4 protein-coding genes are annotated in these 3,812 nt (G+C 71.7%); 1 reads left to right on the top strand and 3 read right to left on the bottom strand.

What is annotated here, in order from left to right; all coding sequences use genetic code 11:
* Positions 1-656 (bottom strand): ParB/RepB/Spo0J family partition protein (locus tag ACFU99_RS36735; RefSeq protein WP_384400913.1); only part of this gene is annotated, 656 nt, incomplete at its 3' end.
* Between the two features lie 775 nt (positions 657-1,431).
* Here ACFU99_RS36735 and ACFU99_RS36730 point away from each other — a divergent pair.
* Positions 1,432-2,004, top strand: a complete 573-nt coding sequence (locus ACFU99_RS36730) for a TetR/AcrR family transcriptional regulator (RefSeq protein ID WP_384400910.1) — start codon at positions 1,432-1,434, stop codon at positions 2,002-2,004.
* Here the strand turns inward: ACFU99_RS36730 and ACFU99_RS36725 are convergent.
* Both ACFU99_RS36725 and ACFU99_RS36720 read right to left on the bottom strand, forming a co-directional pair.
* On the bottom strand, positions 1,980-3,155 hold the full coding sequence (locus tag ACFU99_RS36725) for a 4-hydroxybenzoate 3-monooxygenase (RefSeq protein WP_384400907.1): 1,176 nt from the start codon (positions 3,153-3,155) through the stop codon (positions 1,980-1,982). The two genes, ACFU99_RS36730 and ACFU99_RS36725, sit on opposite strands and share 25 nt — an antisense overlap.
* Positions 3,155-3,812: alpha/beta fold hydrolase (locus ACFU99_RS36720; RefSeq protein WP_384400905.1), on the bottom strand; the 658-nt coding region annotated here is incomplete at its 5' end. The genes ACFU99_RS36720 and ACFU99_RS36725, both read right to left, overlap by 1 nt.

Raw genomic sequence — 3,812 nt, 5'->3', positions numbered from 1 at the left:
CCTTCCGCCGGGGCCGCCGCCTGCTGGGCCTCGGCCTCCCGCAGCCTGGACGGTACGGGGTCACGGCCCTGGAGGATGCGGTCGCGCACGTCCTTCGCGGTGGCGGGGGCGACCCCGGCCGCGTCGGCGATCTCGCGCAGCGAGGCCTGCGGCCGGTCGGCGATCACCTGGCCGGCGCGCCGGCGCCCTGCGGCGGAGTTGAGCGGGCGGGCCCGCCCGTCGCGGCCGACCCGCGCGTTCAACTGCTCGATGCCACCGGTTGAACGCTTGCGCATCGCGGCGATGGTGCTGGCGACGAGCCCGGTGGCGGCGGCGATGCGCCGGTCCGACCACTGCGGATGGCTGCCGAGGATCCGGACGGCGGCAGCGGTGCGGTCGCTCTGGGACAGCGGCAGCCCATTGGCGACATTCAGCTTGACCGCGAGGACAAAGGCGTTCTCCTCGGTGCCTTCGAAATAGCGGACTTCGATGGACTCCGCACCGCTGACTTGCGCGGCGCGGAGCCGGTGCATTCCGTCGATTACCCGCATCGTCGAACGGTGCACGATAATGGGCGGAAGTGGAGCATCCAATTCCGCCAGTACCTGAATATGCCCGTCGTCCTCACCCGTGGTGCGGGGCGAGTCGGCGGGCAACAGAGAATCGATGGGAACCATCGTCGTGAGAGCCGGATTCGGGGAACTTCCCCGCTGCCGGCGGACCATTGTCGCGGTCGGGCTCTTCACGGTGGCGACCGGGGTGCCGGCGGCCGGTACGGGTACGGTCGTAGAGGAGGCCAAATACAAGGCCATCAGAGCCTCCACGCCGTGGTTTCGTTCCCTACGAACTGAAGAGTCCTTTGAAGTCGCGCCCCGCGAGGGGTGCGCCCCCATGGATGGAGAGCTGCGTCAAAGAGCTGCCTCTGGCCGCCCCCAACGGCTTCTTGGCTCCCCGGACCGCCACTGATCAGAGTACGCACCGGCCTCTCAAAGGTGACCGGTGTCCCATCGGTGGGAGTTTCGGAGTGGTTCATGACGTGATAGCTCCTCCTAGCAATGACCGGCGCATCGCGGTGGTGCCATGTTTCGCCACTGTCCGTATGCGCCCCCGTCTCGGACATCGAGATGATGGTTACTTCGCAGGCGGAATGTGTCAACTTACTTTCGGTCATAGGCTCGCGAACCGAGGGGTGATCTAGCTACTCTCTTTCATTCCCGTTTTCGGCCCCTTCGCGGCAATCCTTCGAGGTCGGCCGGGCGTCGGCGCCCGGCCCTCGGTGAAGGCCGTTCGGCCTTGTGCGCCGTCCATACGCGGACCATTCACACACTCTTCGCACTCCGCCCTCACGGCTCCGCATAACCGGCGGGCGGTACAGTGGGAGAACGTTTGTTCTCTCGCGCCCTCCCGCGCCCTCCTGCGCTCCCCCGCGCTCTCCCGCAAGGCAGGTCTGCTGTGGATCCCGACATCGCCCGGAACCGGCTGCTCGACGCGGCCGAGGAGCTCTTCTACGGACGCGGGGTGCAGGCGGTGGGTATGGACGAGCTCCGGTCCGCGTCGGGCGTCTCGCTCAAGCGCCTCTACCAGCTGTTCCCTTCCAAGGCCGACCTGGTCGAGGCGTATCTGCGGCGGCGCGACACCCGGTGGCGCCAGTCGCTGGCCGCGTACGTGTCCGAGCGGACCGGCCCGCGGCCGCGGGTGCTGGCCGTCTTCGACTGGCTGCACGACTGGTTCGCCGGGCCCGGCTTCCGCGGCTGCGCGTTCATCAACTCCTTCGGCGAACTCGGCGCGGTCTCCCCCGCCGTCGCCGCCGCGGCCCGCGAGCACAAGGACGCCTTCCACCGCTATCTGGCGGAGCTCGCCGCCGACGCCGGAGGCCCGCCCGAGCTGGCCGGGCAGCTCGCGCTGCTCGCGGAGGGCGCGATCACCACCGCAGCCATCTCCGGATCGCCCGAGGCGGCCCGGCGCGCCCGGTCCACCGCCGAGACGCTGCTCCAGCTCGCTCAGCCGAAGGGCAACCCCGTGTAGTTCTCCGCGAGTTCGGCGGCGGCGGTCGTGGACGAGGCGATGCGGTCGAGCTGCGCGAGCTGGAGGCGCGTGGTGAACGGGGACTGGCCGGGCTCCGTGTGCAGGGTGGTGGTCATGAAGTACGAGAAGTGCTCGGCCCGCCACACCCGGCGCAGACGGGTGTCCGAGTAGGCGTCCAGCGCCGCGGCGGAACCGGTCTCCTTCAGCTCGGCCAGCGCGCGGGCGAGCACGACGACATCGCCGACAGCCAGGTTGAGCCCCTTGGCGCCGGTGGGCGGCACGATGTGCGCGGCGTCACCGGCCAGCGTCAACCGACCGTAGCGCATCGGCTCGGTGACCCAACTCCGCATCGGCAACACGGACTTGGCGGCGATCGGGCCCCTCTCCAGCCGCCACTCCCCCTCGATGGCGAAGCGGGCGTCGAGCTCGTCCCAGATCCGTTCGTCGGGCCACGCGTCCGCGTCGTCGCCGCTCGGCACCTGGAGGTAGAGCCGGCTGACGCTGGGAGACCGCATGCTGTGCAGCGCGAAGCCGCGCTCCGAGTGCGCGTAGATCAGCTCCTCGCAGGAGGGCGGCACGTCGGCGAGGACTCCCAGCCAGGAGTACGGGTATATCCGCTCGTACGTCCGGCGTACGCGCTCGGGCACGGCGTTCCGCGCGATGCCGTGGAAGCCGTCGCAGCCGACGACGTAATCGCACTCCAGCGTCTGCTCGCGGCCGCCGCGCAGGTAGCGGACGACGGGCCGTTCGGTGTCGGCCCCTTCGACGGACAGCGCCCGCGCCCCGAAGAGCAGCGGCCCCCCGTCGGCGAACTGAAGGGCGATCAGGTCCTTCACCACCTCGGTCTGCGCGTAGATCATGACGCTGCGGCCGCCGGTGAGCGAGGGGAAGTCGATCCGGTGCGCCCGGCGGCCGAAACGGAGCTCGATGCCGTGGTGGACCAGCCCCTGACGGTCCATCCGCTCCCCCGCGCCGCACGCGCGCAGGACGTCCACGGTGCCCTGCTCCAGGACTCCGGCGCGCTGGCGGTGCTCGGCGTAGGCGCGGTCGCGGCTCTCCAGGACGACGCTGTCGATGCCGACACGGTGCAGTAGCCGGGCGAGCAGCAGCCCTGCGGGCCCGGCGCCGATGATTCCGACGGTGGTGCGCATCAGCTCCCCTCCATTCGCTCACAGTCCGCCGTGGGCGCGAAGTGGGCCCGTAGGGCCGCCGATACGGTCCGGGGCCGTTCGAGGCCCGCGAGGTGACCGGCGTGCGCGATCTCCAGGAGGCTCGCGCCGGGGATGCCGTCGGCGAGTTCGCGGGCGTGGGAGGGCGGTGTGGCCTGGTCGTCCCGGCCCGCGAGGACCAGGGTCGGGGCGGTGACGCGGTGCAGTTCGGCGCGGAGGTCGTACGCGGCCAGGGCGTCGCAGCAGGCCGCGTACCCGGCGGGGTCGGCCGTGCGCAGATCGTCGAGGAGCCCCGTGCCGAGCGGCCCGGCGGCCGTCGAGGGGCGGCTGAACCAGCGTCCGGCGCTGGGGCCGACAAGGTGTCCGGTGCCCTCCGCCCGTACGCTCGCGGCCCGCTCGTGCCAGGCGGCGGCGTCGCCGAAGACGGCGGAGGAGCACAGCAGGGCGAGCGCCGCGACGCGGTCCGGGTGGTGGACGGCGAGGTGCAGGCCGACGGCGCCGCCGAGGGAGATCCCGGCGTAGGCGAAGCGGTCCCAGCCCCGGTCGTCGGCGAGCCGCAGAACGAGCGCCGCCAGGTCGGCGACGGTGGCCGCGCCGTCGCCCGGCAGGAGTCCGGCGGCGGAGCCGCCGTGGCCGGGC

This window comes from Streptomyces sp. NPDC057654 (assembly GCF_042800135.1).
Lineage (GTDB): Bacteria > Actinomycetota > Actinomycetes > Streptomycetales > Streptomycetaceae > Streptomyces.
The sequence above is the reverse complement of the archived record's forward strand: the minus strand, read 5'-3'. Positions and strand labels throughout refer to the sequence as shown.